Source organism: Winogradskyella sp. PC D3.3 (assembly GCF_054366245.1).
Map to the genome: position 1 here is coordinate 2,035,286 of NZ_CM135962.1, position 14,836 is coordinate 2,050,121.

17 protein-coding genes are annotated in these 14,836 nt (G+C 33.1%); 9 read left to right on the forward strand and 8 right to left on the reverse strand.

The genetic code is table 11. From position 1 onward, the window contains the following. Positions 1 to 110 precede the first annotated feature (110 nt). A complete protein-coding gene (locus ACXGSQ_RS08760) occupies positions 111 to 1,178 on the reverse strand; it encodes a DUF3810 domain-containing protein (RefSeq protein WP_458629231.1) in 1,068 nt (355 codons plus the stop codon). A 145-nt stretch (positions 1,179 to 1,323) separates the two neighbouring features. Between ACXGSQ_RS08760 and ACXGSQ_RS08765 the strand changes: the two genes are divergently transcribed. After that, positions 1,324 to 2,793, forward strand: a complete 1,470-nt coding sequence (locus ACXGSQ_RS08765; RefSeq protein WP_458629232.1) for an aminoacyl-histidine dipeptidase — start codon at positions 1,324 to 1,326, stop codon at positions 2,791 to 2,793. A 58-nt stretch (positions 2,794 to 2,851) separates the two neighbouring features. On the opposite strand, the gene ACXGSQ_RS08770 is transcribed toward ACXGSQ_RS08765, so the two are convergent. The 3 genes from ACXGSQ_RS08770 to ACXGSQ_RS08780 are packed head-to-tail and all read right to left on the reverse strand — an operon-like array spanning position 2,852 to position 5,650. Further along, a complete protein-coding gene (locus ACXGSQ_RS08770) occupies positions 2,852 to 4,069 on the reverse strand; it encodes a peptidylprolyl isomerase (protein WP_458629233.1) in 1,218 nt (405 codons plus the stop codon). Continuing rightward, positions 4,062 to 4,595 (reverse strand): gliding motility-associated peptidyl-prolyl isomerase GldI, encoded by a 534-nt coding sequence (gldI, locus tag ACXGSQ_RS08775; RefSeq protein ID WP_458629234.1) that lies wholly within the window; start codon positions 4,593 to 4,595, stop codon positions 4,062 to 4,064. Before gldI ends, ACXGSQ_RS08770 begins: the two co-directional genes overlap by 8 nt. 35 nt (positions 4,596 to 4,630) lie before the next feature. After that, a complete protein-coding gene (locus ACXGSQ_RS08780) occupies positions 4,631 to 5,650 on the reverse strand; it encodes a DHH family phosphoesterase (protein ID WP_458629235.1) in 1,020 nt (339 codons plus the stop codon). Positions 5,651 to 5,863: 213 nt separating this feature from the next. Between ACXGSQ_RS08780 and ACXGSQ_RS08785 the strand changes: the two genes are divergently transcribed. After that, a complete protein-coding gene (locus tag ACXGSQ_RS08785; RefSeq protein ID WP_458629236.1) occupies positions 5,864 to 6,283 on the forward strand; it encodes a nucleoside-diphosphate kinase in 420 nt (139 codons plus the stop codon). A gap of 108 nt (positions 6,284 to 6,391) precedes the next feature. Here the strand turns inward: ACXGSQ_RS08785 and ACXGSQ_RS08790 are convergent, their stop codons facing one another. Both ACXGSQ_RS08790 and ACXGSQ_RS08795 read right to left on the reverse strand, forming a co-directional pair. Continuing rightward, positions 6,392 to 7,270 (reverse strand): energy transducer TonB, encoded by an 879-nt coding sequence (locus tag ACXGSQ_RS08790; protein ID WP_458629237.1) that lies wholly within the window; start codon positions 7,268 to 7,270, stop codon positions 6,392 to 6,394. 5 nt (positions 7,271 to 7,275) lie between these two features. Continuing rightward, positions 7,276 to 7,788, reverse strand: coding sequence for a M23 family metallopeptidase (locus ACXGSQ_RS08795; RefSeq protein WP_458629238.1), 513 nt, complete (start codon positions 7,786 to 7,788; stop codon positions 7,276 to 7,278). A gap of 284 nt (positions 7,789 to 8,072) precedes the next feature. On the opposite strand from ACXGSQ_RS08795, the gene ACXGSQ_RS08800 reads away from it, so the two are divergent. From ACXGSQ_RS08800 to ACXGSQ_RS08830, 7 genes are read left to right on the forward strand one after another with little or no spacing between them, the layout of a single operon-like run. Then, positions 8,073 to 8,495, forward strand: coding sequence for a DUF2141 domain-containing protein (locus ACXGSQ_RS08800; protein ID WP_458629239.1), 423 nt, complete (start codon positions 8,073 to 8,075; stop codon positions 8,493 to 8,495). 19 nt (positions 8,496 to 8,514) lie between these two features. Then, positions 8,515 to 9,138, forward strand: a complete 624-nt coding sequence (locus ACXGSQ_RS08805; protein WP_458629240.1) for a tetratricopeptide repeat protein — start codon at positions 8,515 to 8,517, stop codon at positions 9,136 to 9,138. Positions 9,139 to 9,144: 6 nt separating this feature from the next. Continuing rightward, positions 9,145 to 10,491: a histidine kinase gene (locus ACXGSQ_RS08810; RefSeq protein WP_458629241.1), complete on the forward strand. Its 1,347-nt coding sequence runs from the start codon at positions 9,145 to 9,147 to the stop codon at positions 10,489 to 10,491. An 11-nt stretch (positions 10,492 to 10,502) separates the two neighbouring features. Beyond that, positions 10,503 to 10,841 (forward strand): 2TM domain-containing protein, encoded by a 339-nt coding sequence (locus tag ACXGSQ_RS08815; protein ID WP_458629242.1) that lies wholly within the window; start codon positions 10,503 to 10,505, stop codon positions 10,839 to 10,841. Next, positions 10,841 to 11,167 (forward strand): 2TM domain-containing protein, encoded by a 327-nt coding sequence (locus tag ACXGSQ_RS08820; protein WP_458629243.1) that lies wholly within the window; start codon positions 10,841 to 10,843, stop codon positions 11,165 to 11,167. Before ACXGSQ_RS08815 ends, ACXGSQ_RS08820 begins: the two co-directional genes overlap by 1 nt. Positions 11,168 to 11,193: 26 nt before the next feature. Then, on the forward strand, positions 11,194 to 11,949 hold the full coding sequence (locus ACXGSQ_RS08825) for a LytR/AlgR family response regulator transcription factor (protein ID WP_458629244.1): 756 nt from the start codon (positions 11,194 to 11,196) through the stop codon (positions 11,947 to 11,949). Positions 11,950 to 12,002: 53 nt separating this feature from the next. Next, complete coding sequence (locus ACXGSQ_RS08830; protein WP_458629245.1) at positions 12,003 to 12,950, forward strand: Fic family protein; 948 nt, start codon at positions 12,003 to 12,005, stop codon at positions 12,948 to 12,950. A gap of 41 nt (positions 12,951 to 12,991) precedes the next feature. Here the strand turns inward: ACXGSQ_RS08830 and ACXGSQ_RS08835 are convergent, their stop codons facing one another. Both ACXGSQ_RS08835 and ACXGSQ_RS08840 read right to left on the reverse strand, forming a co-directional pair. Then, positions 12,992 to 13,552, reverse strand: coding sequence for a hypothetical protein (locus ACXGSQ_RS08835; RefSeq protein WP_458629246.1), 561 nt, complete (start codon positions 13,550 to 13,552; stop codon positions 12,992 to 12,994). Between the two features lie 35 nt (positions 13,553 to 13,587). Further along, complete coding sequence (locus tag ACXGSQ_RS08840; RefSeq protein ID WP_458629247.1) at positions 13,588 to 14,763, reverse strand: LETM1-related biofilm-associated protein; 1,176 nt, start codon at positions 14,761 to 14,763, stop codon at positions 13,588 to 13,590. Positions 14,764 to 14,836: the final 73 nt, after the last annotated feature.

Genomic DNA, 14,836 nt, shown 5'->3' on the forward strand with positions numbered 1-14,836 from the left:
CCATTTAATGTTTAATAAAGTTTAAGCCTATTGCTGAAATTTAACTAAAATGTTGAATGTTTGTATTGTCCACTTGAGGGGACTTTTGGGGTGTTGTTTTAAGGATTAATTCACAATTGTTTATCCTCATAATAATTAACCAATAGAGCAACGACATAACTGTAGCTTTTCATACCAGCAGATTGATTGTTTGCTTTTAAGAAACTATCAAACGTTTTTTCGAAAATAGGTTCTATTGGATTTTCGTAAGACTTCCAGAAATCTTGTGAATCCTGGTAATTTTTTAAAATGCCTTTATTAATAGTAAACATAATGCCTAAGTAATGTTCTGGATTTCTGTTGTAGAGTTCTGCTAAGCAATACCGAAGGGCAAAGGTATAGCCTGAATATTTAAAGTAAATATCGTCATTATGAATGGCGGCGAGACTTCCTATAAAATTCGCTTCATTTTCGGCGGCATAACCAAGTTGATGTGCGGCTTCGTGACAAGCTGTGGTTGGGAATTTGTAGGTGGAGATCAAACCGTTTACTTGAGCTTCATTTGTAAATGGATTTAAATAACCTGAAAATCCCATATAAGTTAGAGGCAAGCTATAAATAGATGTTTTGATGCTTTTGGGATGGTATTCGAGATGCGGGTAGACTTCAGAAAGGGTATTGTAACCCTCTTTTACCTTACTTAAAATTTCAGATTTAGTATAAGGTATTTCAACTTTTAAAGTATCGTTTTTTGCTAATTGAAGGTGTAGGTTATTCGATTTTTGAATTAATTTTTCTGTGAACGAAATCAGTTGTTCTGTGCTGTATTCGGCTTCAAGATTTAAGGATTTGTACAGTGGTTGTCTGTAATAGTTGAATGCCCAAAGGATATGAAATGCAAAATAAGCGATTGATAAGGTTGCTCCAATATCTAGGAACCAATTTAAGGTGTCTTTAATAATGCGTTTCCGATTTATAATTAACCATCGTATTATATAAATTCCTGCAAGTGTGTATAATATATCTCCAACCGAAAAAGGGATCCAACCAAATACATAGCGACTGAGTTTAGATATGAACACGTATAGTCCATTGCTGTAAAATTGCTCAACAAATTCGGGATAATGCTTGAGTATAGCAATTAAAGCAATTTGAATTCCTAAGAATATAACTAAACCTAATTTTTTGTTTTTGAGCATAGACCAAAAATAAGAAAAAGATAGGATTGATTTATGGTTTTTCTTCTATAGAAATAGAACTGTAATGAGATTCTGAAACAAGTTTAAAATGACCACATAGAGTTATCCTTATTTTGTAAATTTGCTTTTTTAAAATTATATAAATATGAATTCAGAAATAAGAGCCTTAGAGCCAAAAGAATTATGGAATAAATTTGCAGATTTAAATGCTGTACCACGTCCTTCAAAAAAGGAAGAGCGTGTGATTCAATTCATGAAGGATTTTGGACAAAACTTAGGTTTAGAAACGATAGAAGATGAGGTTGGGAATGTAATTATCCGTAAGCCAGCATCAAAAGGTATGGAAGACCGAAAGCCTATTGTGATGCAATCGCATTTAGATATGGTACATCAAAAAAATAACGATACGGTGTTTAATTTTGATGAACAAGGTATTGAAATGTATGTTGAAGGCGACTGGGTAAAAGCAAAAGGTACAACTCTTGGTGCCGATAATGGTCTTGGTGTGGCAACAATTATGGCTATTTTAGAAAGTGATACTATTGCACATCCAGCACTTGAAGCGTTGTTTACAATTGATGAGGAGACAGGAATGACAGGTGCTAAAGGATTAAAAGGAGGTTTACTTAAAGGTGAGATTCTTTTAAATCTAGATACCGAAGAGGATGATGAAATTGGTGTGGGTTGTGCTGGTGGAGTCGATGTTACTGCAACACGCGAGTATAAAGAAGAAGAAACTCCAGAATTTAAAATTGGGTATACCATTACCGTAAAGGGCTTACAAGGAGGGCACTCAGGAATGCAAATTCACGAAGGCTTAGGTAATGCTAATAAACTAATGAACCGTTTGTTATTTGATGGTTTTGAAGATTATGGACTTCGTATTTCTGAAATTGATGGAGGAAGTTTACGTAATGCTATTCCTAGAGAAAGTAATGCAACGGTTGCAATTGATGCGGTACACGAAGCTGCGTTTGAAGCAGAAATGAAAGCTAAAGCTGATGAGCTTAAGTTTGAATTTAAAACTATGGAACCTGATTTAGAAGTTGTGGTTTCTAAAACTGAGACTCCAGAGAAAATAATGGATTTAGGTGTGCAAGAAGGCTTAACAAGAGCATTATATGCTGCATGGAATGGTGTATATCGTATGAGTCCGGATATTGAAGGCTTAGTAGAAACGTCTAATAATATCGCTAGAGTTATTGTAAAAGAGGGGCATATAAAAATTGGTTGTTTAACTCGTAGTTCTGTAGAAAGTACAAAACAAGACTTAGCAAATACCTTGCGTGCTGTTTTTGAACTTACAGGTTGTGAGGTTGAGTTTTCTGGTGATTATCCAGGTTGGGCTCCAAATATGGATTCTGATATTTTAAAACTAATGGTGCCAATTTATGAGCGTTTAAATAATGGTGAGAAGCCACATGTTGCTGCTTGCCATGCAGGCTTAGAATGTGGGATTTTAGGAACCAACTATCCCAACATGGATATGATTAGTTTTGGACCAAATATTAAAGGTGCCCATTCTCCAGATGAGCGTGCACAAATTTCTTCTGCTCAGAAGTATTGGGAATTTGTACTAGAGATTTTAGAAAATATTCCTAAAGCGCTTAATTAATATTAATACAAAAAAAAAGCAGCTATTTATATAGCTGCTTTTTTTTTGTAATTATATCTTATTTAATACCAACTAATTCAATATCAAAAACAAGGTTGGCGTTTCCTGGAATTACAGGAGGGTTTCCACGTTCACCATAACCTAAATAATAAGGAATAAATACTCTGGCTTTATCACCAATTTTCATGTTAAGCATGGCTTCTCTAAATCCAGCGATTAATGTTGCCGTTTCATTATACGGCATATCAAATGGTGCATAACGACCCGCTTTATCTTGTCTTTCGTCGTATTTACCATTTTTTTCTGCAACAGATTTAGAAGTTGTCCAGAACAGATCTCCATTCTCTAAATAACCAGCACATTCAATACTAACATTTTGTGTAGAGCTTGGTTTAACTCCATTACCTTCGTTTAAAAAGATCATCGCCATACCTGTTGGAGATTCAATTTTACGACCTTTTAGTTCGTTGTTCTTTTTTAAGAATTCGGCTTTAGCAATATCAGCTTTAGATTTTGCTTCTTGTTTTGCTTCTTCAGCTTTCTTTTCAGCTTCTAGTTTCGCTTTTTCTGCACGTTCTTTAATTTTTGGTAATTCTTCAGTAAAGACTTTAGGGGCATCAAACTTTTTTGCTGCAGCACCTTTTCTAATAATGTTTAGTTTAGTGATAACAACATCTTCTAATGGTTTATTAGATCCAGGCTGTACTTTGACATTAGAAATAGTATCTAATACCGTAAGACCTTTTACGATTTCTCCAAAAACAGCGTGGCAATACACTCTTGGATTTGCACAGTCTTTTAAATTACCTGCTTCATCATAACCGTCTAACCAAGGAGTTGCTTTTTCTGTAATAAAGAATTGGCTTCCATTAGAGTTAATACCACTGTTAGCCATTGATAACATACCTGGTTTGTCATGTTTTAATGAAGGTATAAGTTCATCTTCAAACTTATATCCAGGATCACCAGTACCAGTCGCTGTTGGATCACCTCCTTGAATCATGAAGTTATTCATAACACGGTGAAACGTTAATCCATCATAGAATGGTTTCCCTTTAAAATCATCTTTAACTAAAGGATGGTTTCCTTCAGCTAAGGCCACAAAATTGGCAACGGTTACAGGAGCGTCTTCAAAAAAGAGTTTAGCAACCATAGTGTCTTTGGAGGTTACAAATTCGGCATAAATGCCATCTTCTAAATCAGAATAGCGTTCTTGACAAGAAATATTAGCTAATACTAGTAGTACAACGAGTGCTGTAAGTGCTTGTTTAATCATTTTTTTTAGTTATAGTGTTTAAAGTTACTTCACAAATTAATGGAACATTGGTTCCTATTTTACCTTCATCTCCATAATACCCAAAAGCTTTTTGAGATGGAAAAATAAATGTTGCTGATTCTGTTGGTTTCAGTAGTTTTAAGCCTTCACGTAAACCAGTGAACAATTCTTCTTTGTCCATAATATAGGTTTTATTAGTGTTGGCATAAATTTCATTACCTTCAATATTAGATACATCATACGTGAAATGTACAACATCCCCAAATTGTGGTTGAATGGTATCCGTTTCAATTTTAGAATTATAAGAATACCAAAAGCCACTTTCCGAAGCGATATAGTTTTTATCAGGATTACTTTGAATAATATCCTGAATTTGTTTGCGTTCTAGTTCGTTAAGTTTTTTATTGCGTTCTGCAGAGGCTTTTAAAAATGAACCCGATTGTACCGATTCTGGCAGTCGTGGTTCTGGTGATTTACAGCTAAAGCATAAGAGTAATGCAGAGGAAAGTATGAGTAGGTTTTTCATATTGAAATGTTTTATTTGATGCCAATTTAGGGGATTCATTGGGACAAATCTTGTTTATATTGTGGTAATATACTAATAAATTTATTTATGGTGGTTTGCATATCGTCTTCACTACGTCCTCCTGCTGCATTGGTGTGTCCACCTCCATGAAAATGAGCTCTCGAAAATTCGTTTACCGAAAATTCACCTTTACTGCGTAAAGATATCTTTATGATATCGTCTTGTTTGCTTTCAATAAATATGGCTGCAAAAATAATATCTTTTAATGATAATGCATAATTCACAAAACCTTCTGTGTCTCCTTTTCTAAAGTTGAATTCGTCCAATTCAGCTTGAGATAAAGTGATATACGCTGTTCTTAATTCTGGTATGACTTTTAGGTTTTGCATTGCTCTCCCTAATAATTGTAAACGACTGTAACTGTTAGTGTCGAATGTGTTATTATGTATTTGCGAATTGTCGGCTCCTTTTTCAATCAAATTCCCAATAACGTGATGTGTTCTACTAGTGGTAGCTGGAAAACGAAAAGAGCCTGTATCTGTCATAATTCCGAGATATAGACAAGATGCAATAGTGGCATCGATTTTATTATCATCTCCAAGCATTTCTATAAAATTGTAAACCATTTCACAGGTTGAAGACATCAAGACATCCGAGTACATATACTTAGCATAATCGTCTGGTTGTTGATGATGGTCTATCATAATTTTGATGGCTTCAGATTGCTCTAAAGCGTGAGCCATTTGATGTCCTGCTCTATGAAAGGCATTAAAATCTAATGTAAAAATGAGATCAGCTTTAGCTATAAGTGCATTGCTTTCGTCTTGTTGATTCTCAAATTTTAGAACAGTATCATCTCCTGGTAACCATTTTAAAAAATCAGGATAATCATTGGGTGCAATTACAGTTGCATTGTGATTATAAAGTTTTAAATAATGATACAATGCCAAAGTAGAACCCATAGCATCTCCATCGGGATTGCGATGTGGGACTATAACAATGTTCTTTGGTGTACTTAATAATGCTTTTATTTCTGGAATTTGTGCTTTAATCATAGTCGGCTAAGATACGTATTTTTCAGTTTTATAAAACGGAATTATCACATTGTAGTTACTAATGATTTGTTAAACCTATTTTCTAAATAGAATTAAGATTGTTGAGAATTGTACAATTTATAAGGGGCAAAAGGGTAACAATCATTTAATAAAAGGAGGCCTTGATTAATTAAAGAAATACATTACTTTTGCACCTCATAAAAAAAAAGATACATGGCAACTAATAGAACATTTACAATGTTAAAGCCAGATGCTGTTGAAAAAGGACACATTGGCGCAATATTGGAAAAAATTTCAGCTTCAGGATTTAGAATCGTAGCAATGAAATTAACTCAAATGACCAAAGCAGATGCTGAGGAATTTTACGCAATTCACAACGAACGCCCATTTTTTGGTGAGTTAGTTGAGTATATGACTCGTGGTCCTATTGTGGCTGCAGTTTTAGAAAAAGAAAATGCAGTTGAAGATTTTAGAACATTAATTGGTGCTACTAATCCTGCTGATGCAGCTGAAGGTACTATCCGTAAAATGTTTGCTGACTCAATAAGCGAAAACGCTGTTCACGGAAGTGATAGTGATGAAAATGCAGCTATTGAAGGTGCTTTTCATTTTGCTGGAAGAGATATGTTTTAAGCTAAAACAGTATGACATATTAAAAAGACCATCTGAAAGGATGGTCTTTTTTTGTTTTAAAATTATTGATTTTATACGTTTTTATATTGCCCAGTTTTCTAAGAGGTTTTAATCTACAATATGAAAAATTAGTGGCATTTTGTATAAAACATTTACAGGGTTTTCATTTTGTGTTCCTGGTGCCAAATCGGGTAGTAATCCGATAACGTCTTTGGCATTTTGGTTCATAATTTCGGGGCCACCAGTTGCTGTAATGTTTACGGGTTTTCCGTTTGTATCAATTACAAATTCGATATTTATTTTTATTTTCCCTGTTACTTTAACTTCTGCTGCTAAATCTGTATTAAATTTTCTAGAAACAAATCTATTGATGTAATTACGCGTGCATTCTTGTCGTTTTTCTAAGCTCCATTTCGCCTTACAGTCTGGAGCGAGTGGTGGATTTTCAACGAGGCTATATTCTATGATTTGAGAGGCATCAATTTCTTTAAGTACCAATTCTGATTTTGAATAATCAACGGGTTCTATAATTTCTTTTTTTGATGTAATGAGTTTTGGTTTGGAAGGTGTGTCATTACTGATTTTTTCCATTTCTAACCGCATCATTGGAAGTAAAAAATAAGTTTTACCATTGATTTCTTGAAACATAATGTGCATTGAAGAATAATCATTATTCATTCCAATTTTAATTTGATCGTTTTCAATGATCCAATTTTGATTGTCAAGAAAAAACAATTCTTTTACTCTAGCGTCTGTTGTTTTGCCATAGGTTATTTTAAAAACTTTATTTCCTTTAAAATTAAACTTTGAGCCTAAAAAAGCATCGGTCATTAATTTTGAGGCTTCTTTTTGACGGGCGTTCTCTGGGTTAGGGATTTCAACATTAATTGTGACCCATTCTCCCATTATTGATTCATCATTAAGGTTCTGAGCTGTTGTTGAAAGCGTAACTATTAATGTGATAACGACTAGTAATTTATATTTCATATTGTTTATATTTTTAAATATTCAATTGGATTTAAATAAAACATTTTTTTCCAACCTTGTTTGTCTGAATCAATTTTCCAAACATATGGAACGATTGTTAAAATAGAATAATGTAAGTGTGGTGATTTTCCAGAAGCGTTTCCAGTTGTTCCAACCGTTCCAATTATTGAGTTATGGTTCACAAAAGAAAACGAAGCTGTTTTTAAGGCATTCAAATGGGCATAATAATGTAATCTCCATTTTGGACCAAGTACCAATACAATTTTTCCGCCCTTACTTATTTCTCCAGAATATAAAACGAAACCAGAAGTTGCAGAATTGATTTCAGTGCCTTTTTTAGCAAAAATATCAACTCCTTTATGTGTTACCGATTTTCCCCAAGGATAAAACCAAAATGAGTTAGAGTTATAGTCCGATTTTGTAGCTCCTTTAACCGGCATTTTTAAATGCTGTGGTATTAAAAATCCGATTATTAGAATGGTTAATATACTTATAACTATTTTCTTTCTTTTTCTCAATATTGTTATGGTTTCAAATTATAGCTAACACCTCTATATATGTTTTAAAATTTATTTCAGGTATCTAAATTTAGGAAATTAAATCGAATAGACCTTAGCATAGTGGCCTTGCAAAATAAAATAATGGGGTTTTGGCGCTAAGGCTAGAAGTAACAATGCATTATATTGCTGTAACTTGTCGTTTTAGAAGTTACAATTCGTCATTAAAAAATGACATTTCGGTTATTTGTGTTTTTTTTACCAGGACATGTACTCGATATTTGTATCAAACAAAACCATATACCATGAATATACTCGTAAAAATGACGGTTATCACTTTGATTAGCTTTGTCAGTTTGCACTTAGAAGCTCAAGAAAAACATACTCTTACAGTCACTGTGGTTGAAGCCGATAACAACGAAGGTAAAATGTTTATAGCCCTTTATAATTCTGAAACCGAATTTTTAAAGGAAAACTATAAAGGTACTATAAGTGCTATTGAAAATAAACGTTGCACCGTAACTTTTGAAGGGATTCCGGATGGTACTTATGCGGTTTCCGTTTTTCATGATGAAAATGATAATGGCAAAATGGATACTAATTTTATGCATATTCCCAAAGAAGATTATGGCTGTTCAAATGGAGCTACGGGGTTTATGGGACCACCAAAATGGAAGGATGCTAAATTTGAAATAAAAGCAGATAAGACGATTGAAATAACCTTATAATATTAAAAATCAAAGACACATGAAATATCTAATTATTATCACAATGCTCTTTGTTACGCCACTAACACAAGCGCAAACCAATTTTGAAAAAGGCATGCTAAAGGCCTTTGAACTTTGGCAAGCTAATAAAACGGACGAAGCCGAAAATATGTTTGAGCGTATTGCAAAAGCAGAACCAAAAGAATGGTTGCCAGATTATTATATCGCTCAGATTAATAGCCTAAAAAGTTGGACAGAAAAAGATGCTACAGTTTTAAAAGCGCAATTAGACGAGGCGCAGCAACATATAGATGCAGCTATGTTAAAAAGTGAAAATAACACAGAATTACTGGTTATGCAGGCTCAAGTTTTTACCAATTGGGTGGCGTTTGATGGTATGACCTACGGTATGAAATACGGAGCTAAAATAGCGGAGTTGTATGATAAAGCTACAGCTTTAGATCCTACAAATCCAAGAGCAGCTTTAGGTAAGGCAGAGTGGGCTATAGGAAGTGCAAAATATTTTGGAAAAGATACAGCGCCTTATTGTAAAGACATAGAAGCATCCATTGATCTTTTTGATACCTTTAAGCCAGAGAGTCAATTACACCCTAATTGGGGAAAAGAACGCGCAGTAGCTGTTGCTAAAGATTGTAAAGCCTAATAAATTATGATGAAGTCATTAAAAAAAATAATGCTAACCTTCGCCATTGGATGTGTGGTGTTTGTAATAGGTAATCTTTTATCTGATGGTTTTAATTATGACTCATTTAATGACTTCAGTATTCAATTTGGATTTTATCAACTCTATGCCTTTGTTTTAGGCTATTCTAATATGGCGTTTTTCGATTATATGGAACGGCGAAATTGGGAGAAAAGTAATTATATAAAGCGAATCATACTAGGAATTATTGGCAGTACGTTTATTACTTTAATTGGTCTGTTTTTCTTACGAGCTGGTACATCTGTGTTTTATTATGGAACGGACTTTAATGTGTTTATGGAAAAGGAATCCTGGCAAGCTTATTCATTTGGTATTTGGATTACATTAAGCATCGTTATTGTTTTTCATATCGTTTATTTCTATAACCGCTATCAGAAGAATAAAATAAAAGAACAAAAGGTTATTGCTGGTACGGCAAGTGCCAAGTTTGATGCTTTAAAAAATCAGTTAGATCCCCATTTTTTATTCAATAGCTTAAATGTATTAACGAGTTTAATTGAGGAAAATCCTAAGAATGCACAAAAATTCACCACCTCTTTATCTAAAGTGTACCGTTACGTTTTAGAGCAAAAGAGTAAAGAATTGGTAACGGTAGATGAAGAGTTAAATTTTGCCAGAACCTACATGTTGCTTCTAAAAATGCGTTTTGAGGATAGTATCATTTTCGAAATTCCGGATAAGGCATCAAATCCAGAAAGTAAAGTAGTGCCATTATCCTTACAGCTATTATTAGAAAATGCGGTAAAGCATAATATGGTGACATCTAGTAAACCTTTGCATATCAAAATATATGAAGATGATAATTATTTAGTGGTGATGAACAATCTTCAGCTTAAACAAATTGTAAAAAAGAGTACAGGTGTTGGTTTAGAAAACATAAAGCAACGTTACCAATTACTTTCCAATAGAAAAGTAAACATTAATCAAAGAGAAAAGGATTTTGCAGTAGCAATTCCAATGCTTACAAAACAAGTATCAATCATGAGAACCATAGAACCTAAAACACAATTTGACGACAGATATATTAGAGCACGTAAACGTGTTGAAGAGATGAAAGAATTTTATTATAGTTTAATCTCCTACTGCATTGTTATACCATTTTTAATTTTTATCTGGTTTCGTTATACACCACATACCATCCAATGGTTTTGGTTTCCAATGTTAGGTTGGGGAATGGGCTTAGCATTTCATGCCTATAAAGTGTATGTCAATGATGGTGTTTTAGGTAATGGATGGGAAAAACGTAAAATTGAAAAGTTTATGCGCGAAGAGGAAGAACAACGTTGGAATTAATTCTTAATATCATGGAAAATAATATAGAACCCTTCGAGCATAGTAATACTCAGAGCGCTTGGGAAAAAGAAGAAACTTATTTAAGAGCTAAAAAAAGAGTAAAAGCAATAGTAGGCTTTTACTGGCACTTAGCATCTTATGTGATTGTAAATGTATTTCTAATCATTTTGATAACTTCTAGTGGTGTGAAATTTTTTAGCTTCGGAACATTCTCAACCGCATTTTTTTGGGGAATAGGACTTGCTTTTCATTTTGTGGGAGTTTTTGGATCTCGTTTTTTCTTAGGAAGTAACTGGGAAGAACGCAAGATTAAAGAGTTAATGGATAAAGACAATAAAAACTGGAAATAATGAACAACACTAATAATTTTTTGCAAAATGAACGTTACAAGTTTGCCGCAAAAAGAGTGAAACAACTCAAAGGGTTTTACACGCATTTAACCATTTATATTATTGTTAATCTCATCTTTGTTTTTATCAATATTGAAAATTTAAGCGATGGCGAAAGCTATTTTCAATGGCGTAATTTTATCACATTTTCATTTTGGGGAATTGGTGTGTTAGCACATGCTGCTTCTGTATTTCTTCCAAGTTTATTATTTGGAAAAAATTGGGAAGAACGCAAGATTAAAGAGCTGATGGATAAAGATGCTCAGGAAACCAATCGTTACGAATAAGTGTCAATCTACCAAAATAAACAGCAATGAATGTAATTATAATAGAAGACGAAAAACCATCAGCAAGACGTTTACAACGTATGTTAAAAGCTGTAGATCTAAATGCTGAAACCATGTTACATTCGGTTGAAGAGTCTATAGAATGGTTTCAAAATAATGAGCATCCAGATTTGATTTTTTTAGATATTCAGTTGAGTGATGGTTTGTCTTTTGAAATCTTTGAAGCTATCGATATAAAATCGGCTGTGATTTTTACAACGGCTTATGATGAATATGCCTTAAAAGCCTTCAAGCTAAATAGTATTGATTACTTATTAAAGCCCATTGATGATGAGGACTTAAAAACTGCTGTGGAAAAATATAAAGGCAGATTACCTCAAAAACAATCTGTTACCTTAGATTTTAATGATATTAAAAATTTATTGGTGAATCCGATAGAGCGCGAGTACAAAAAACGCTTTTCGGTAAAAGTTGGTCAGCATTTAAAGCTTATTAATATTGAAGATATCGAATGTATTTATAGTGAAAATAAAGGCACTTATGCATTTACCACCGAAGGCCGTAATTATCTTTTAGACGCGACTTTAGATGAGTTAGAAGCGGATTTAGAACCTGATATATTCTTCAGAATCAGTAGAAAGTTCTACGTGAATATCAATGCCATAAAAGATATGGTGAGTTATACCAATTCCCGACTTCAAATAAAACTCAACCGTTTCACCGAACAAGATATTATAGTTGCTAGGGAACGTGTTAAAGATTTTAAAAATTGGTTAGAGTAATATCGGATAGGTTTAAAATTAGATGTAACCGATAAAAGTTGTATCTTTGTGATATGTGGGACGTTAATACAGCATATCGCAACGATTTAGAATCTACTTTTAGTAGGTTATTAGACAAGGTAAAGGTTTTAAATGCAGCTAGACCATTGCCTAATATTGTATTGCAAAATATTAAAGAATCACTTCTCATAGAGTGGACCTATAATAGTAACAGTATAGAAGGTAATACCTTAACTTTACGAGAAACGCAATTGGTTTTACAAGAAGGCATTACCATAAAAGGAAAATCATTACGAGAGCATTTTGAAGCTAAAAACCACGAAACGGCTATACATAAGTTGTATACTTTAGTTAAGAATGATTATGTTTTAAATGCTAAAGATGTTTTAGAGCTTCATGGTTTGGTATTGCGTTCTATAGAAGATGAGTATGCAGGGAGTTTACGAAACGCTGCTGTTCGTATTTCTGGTGCTAATTTTATACCTCCAAACGCTCGTAAAGTTTCAGAATACTTAGATACATTAATAAACTATATTAATACAAATCCACAAGGGCTTAATCCTATTGAGTTGGCCACGGTTTTTCATCATAAATTTGTATGGATTCATCCCTTTTTTGATGGTAATGGTCGTACCATTCGGCTTGCCATGAATTTATTATTGATGCGCTATGGTTTTCCCCCAGCCATCATTCTTACTAATGATAGAGCTAAATATTACGCAGCACTAAATCAAGCTAATAAAGGAAATTATAGTAAACTGATGTTATTAATGGCTCAGGCTTGTGAGCGTTCAATAAATATGTATATGAGTGCTATTCCGGGTTCTGATAACGATTATCAGGCGATTTCTAATATCGTTGAAGAACCAGCGGTGCCTTATAGCCAAGAATATGTCAGTTTATTGGCACGTCAAGGTAAAATAGATGCGCATAAAGAAGGGCGCAATTGGTATACGACTAAAGAGGCTGTTCTAAATTACATTAATGCTAAAGGGAAATAAAGTTGAATTTTTGAATAAAGACAGGAAAGCTAATTGTAGTATTAATCGACCTCGCGGTTTTTATATAATTCAATAGCCTTTACATAATTTAGAGCACCTTTCATACTTAAATCGTGAATAAAGCCATCCATTTCAGGATGATGAAGTTTAATCCAATTGGCAAGAGCGTTCACTTCATTTTGCCATACGGTCCAATTAACATCCTTACAATCTAGTTCTTTGATTCTTGATATTTTTCCTGCTGTAAATTGAAACTGATAGCGACAGCTCATTGGGTTATTCTTTAAAAATTCAAGTTTTAAAGAACGCATAGAAACAGTCGCAAGAAGTTGTCCATCCTCATAGCTTAAATCAACTAATTCATAATCGGGTTTAAAGATGGAGTCCCATTTAAATTGTTCGTAATAACTCTGATGTGAGTAGGTTGTGGTATAGTCTCCAAAGACTGTTGTAAGACTATCAGCTAATACTTTTTTTATCAGTTTGTAATCCGAATTTTTATAGCCGTTATAGTATGTTTTTATTTGCTCAGATTCCGTATGTTGTTTTTCAGCACAACTCATAAAGACTATGATTATTAATAGAAATAAAATGTGCTTCATAATTCAGAGTTCATTTCGGAAAACTCATACTTAACTTAATCCTTATCGTCTATTCTATTGTCGTCAAAAGCTGAAGGTAATAACTTAGGAATAAATTTGATAAATAATGGTAAAAGCAGCATACCGCCAGGTAACATAAAGATGGCTAAACTCGGTATGGATTTAAAGATGTCTATGAGTTGCGTTTGAATTTTCTTCTGTTCCTCGTCCGTTAGATTGCGTTGTGTAGACTGTGTTAATAGATATAAAGCTTCTTTACTTTCAGATAATTCTTTAATTAAGCGTTTACTGTTTCGATTAATAAGCTTCGAAACGACCTTACTACTGTTATCATAAAAACTTTGTGCTAAATTCTTAGAACTTAAAAAAGCGACTTCACCTTTGTGTTCATCGTAAAATAGATTAATGTCATTCACCGATTTTACAATGATGGTATGATCGATAGCTAAATCTGTTTTTAACTGATTTAAAAAATTATGTTCTTCATTATCTATAATCTTATCCGTCCATGATGCCATACAGACTAAATCTATGACATAAAGTTTTTCTAGAGGATCATTAATAATTGCAATTGCCTCAGTATAGGTAAGAAGTTCTGCATTTTTGTAACGAACAGAAGCTTCAAATAATTTAATAAGATTTTCATCATACTCTGACTTCGCGGTTTTATTTTCAATTACCGAGAACACAATCGTTTCTAATGCAGATTCAAGATTCTCAACATAGCTTTTTATGTTGTTTTCATCTTTTAAAAAACGTTGATAGCCTAAAATATCAACAAATAAAAGGGCATTAATTAAAAAATAATTAAAACTTTTGGTAATAAAATTATCATCAATATGTATGCGCTTATGAATGATTTTCTCCAACAAACTATCTGGAGAATTATCACTAAATAAATCTTCAAAAAACGAACGCTTTTGGTCACTTATAGACTTATAATATCTAATGAGGCTTTCTGTAAATTGTACTTCGGGCTTTTCCTTATTATAAATATAGTAGAAGGTAAGAAGTAAATTAGTTTTACAACGTTCCTCTTCACTAAGTTCAAAGGGTTTAACAATATCTAATACCACTTTAATATTACTCCCATATATAAATCCAGCGCGTTTTAAGTTATTATAAAACACAGCAGATTCAGTTTGAGAATACATGGTTTCTGAAACTTGATTGAGTAATTTTTTTATCCAGCCGCTAGCCGATGGATTCATACCGTATAATTTGAAAGTTCAAAGTTAATTTTTTATATCGAAAAAGCATCAATTTATTTCATTATCAAAATTT

Coding starts and splice junctions, on each gene's coding strand:
- ACXGSQ_RS08770 (WP_458629233.1), bottom strand. CDS start 4,069: ATGATTAAACAAGCACTTACAGCACTCGTTGTACTACTAGTATTAGCT.
- ACXGSQ_RS08810 (WP_458629241.1), top strand. CDS start 9,145: ATGATGAAGTCATTAAAAAAAATAATGCTAACCTTCGCCATTGGATGT.
- ACXGSQ_RS08805 (WP_458629240.1), top strand. CDS start 8,515: ATGAAATATCTAATTATTATCACAATGCTCTTTGTTACGCCACTAACA.
- ACXGSQ_RS08765 (WP_458629232.1), top strand. CDS start 1,324: ATGAATTCAGAAATAAGAGCCTTAGAGCCAAAAGAATTATGGAATAAA.
- ACXGSQ_RS08830 (WP_458629245.1), top strand. CDS start 12,003: ATGTGGGACGTTAATACAGCATATCGCAACGATTTAGAATCTACTTTT.
- ACXGSQ_RS08760 (WP_458629231.1), bottom strand. CDS start 1,178: ATGCTCAAAAACAAAAAATTAGGTTTAGTTATATTCTTAGGAATTCAA.
- ACXGSQ_RS08800 (WP_458629239.1), top strand. CDS start 8,073: ATGAATATACTCGTAAAAATGACGGTTATCACTTTGATTAGCTTTGTC.
- ACXGSQ_RS08815 (WP_458629242.1), top strand. CDS start 10,503: ATGGAAAATAATATAGAACCCTTCGAGCATAGTAATACTCAGAGCGCT.
- ACXGSQ_RS08825 (WP_458629244.1), top strand. CDS start 11,194: ATGAATGTAATTATAATAGAAGACGAAAAACCATCAGCAAGACGTTTA.
- ACXGSQ_RS08785 (WP_458629236.1), top strand. CDS start 5,864: ATGGCAACTAATAGAACATTTACAATGTTAAAGCCAGATGCTGTTGAA.
- ACXGSQ_RS08840 (WP_458629247.1), bottom strand. CDS start 14,763: ATGAATCCATCGGCTAGCGGCTGGATAAAAAAATTACTCAATCAAGTT.
- gldI (WP_458629234.1), bottom strand. CDS start 4,595: ATGAAAAACCTACTCATACTTTCCTCTGCATTACTCTTATGCTTTAGC.
- ACXGSQ_RS08820 (WP_458629243.1), top strand. CDS start 10,841: ATGAACAACACTAATAATTTTTTGCAAAATGAACGTTACAAGTTTGCC.
- ACXGSQ_RS08835 (WP_458629246.1), bottom strand. CDS start 13,552: ATGAAGCACATTTTATTTCTATTAATAATCATAGTCTTTATGAGTTGT.
- ACXGSQ_RS08780 (WP_458629235.1), bottom strand. CDS start 5,650: ATGATTAAAGCACAAATTCCAGAAATAAAAGCATTATTAAGTACACCA.
- ACXGSQ_RS08790 (WP_458629237.1), bottom strand. CDS start 7,270: ATGAAATATAAATTACTAGTCGTTATCACATTAATAGTTACGCTTTCA.